Below are 1245 nucleotides of genomic sequence, written 5' to 3' on the forward strand. Positions count from 1 at the left end.
CCGCTGCCGTTCGATGTGGTGCTGGTCAGTCATATCGATGATGACCACATCCACGGTATCCTCGATCTGACCGGCGAGCAGCGCAGTCAGGCCGCCGGCATCCGGCTGGCAGTCACCAGCCTGTGGCACAACAGTTTCGACGACCTGCTATCGACCAAGCCGGATGAGCTGGCGAGCGGTTTCGGCACAGCCTCGATCCTCGCCGGGGCGGACACCAACATGTTCACCGGCGTCGAGATCGGCGAGAGCGAGGAAGAGGCCGCTGCGCAGGCCGTGCTCGCCAGCGTGCCGCAGGGGCGTACCTTGCGCGATGACGCTGCCGATCTCGGCTGGAAGCCGAACCACAAGTTCAAGGGCAAGCTGATCCTGACCGCGGCCGACGCCGCGCCGGTCGACCTCAATGGTGTGACGATCACCGTCGCGGGCCCGCTGCAGGACGAACTGCAGGCGCTGCAGGACATGCACGATCAGTGGCTGCGGCAACGCAAAGCCGATGGCACCCGTCCCACCGCGTCGGCGATGCTCGCAGCTTTCGTCGACAAATCAGTGCCGAACCTGTCGAGCATCGTGCTGCTCGCCGAATGCGGCGGCAAGACCATGCTGCTGACCGGCGACGCGAGGGGCGACAAGATCATCGAGGGGCTGGAGACGTCCGGCAAGCTGGCCGAGAACGAGACGCTGCACGTCGATATTTTGAAGGTGCCGCATCACGGCAGCGACAACAACATGGAGACCTCGTTCTTCGAACGCGTCACTGCCGATCACTACGTGTTCTCCGGCAACGGCGACTACGGCAATCCGGAGCGCGCCACCCTGCAGATGCTGCTGGATGCGAGGGGCGTGGCCGACGACTATACGATCCATCTGACCTATTCGATCGAAGAGATCGATGCCGGCCGCGAGGCCGATTGGGTCAAGCAGCAGGCCAAGGAAGCGGGCCGGGCGAAGCCGCCGAAAGGCGGTGTGCGGCCGGACTGGTCGGCCGAGGAGCAGGGGCTGCTGGCGTTCTTCGCCAATAACCCGGAGTTGGCTGCCAAGGTGAAGATCGTCGCTGACAACAAACCGCATCTGATCGATCTGCTCGATAAGGTCGCGGTCTGACAGGGCGGTAGGCGCGGCCATACCAGATCATCGCTGTGCCCGGGGACTAAGCCGCCTCCGTAAAACTACCATCGGGACATTCCCGGACTCGGGATTTGCCCAAATAGAACGCACGCTAGAAGTGTGTCACATACTGAACATCCG

1 protein-coding gene is annotated in these 1245 nt (G+C 63.3%); it reads left to right on the plus strand.

Annotation, left to right across the window (positions count from 1 at the left end; all coding sequences use genetic code 11):
- Positions 1-1101, plus strand: a 1101-nt coding sequence (locus tag DYI24_RS26795; protein WP_164574479.1) for a ComEC/Rec2 family competence protein, incomplete at its 5' end; no start/stop codon positions are given.
- Positions 1102-1245: the final 144 nt, after the last annotated feature.

Origin of the sequence: Rhodopseudomonas sp. BR0C11, from assembly GCF_010820945.1 — a bacterium.
Lineage (GTDB): Bacteria > Pseudomonadota > Alphaproteobacteria > Rhizobiales > Xanthobacteraceae > Rhodopseudomonas > Rhodopseudomonas palustris_H.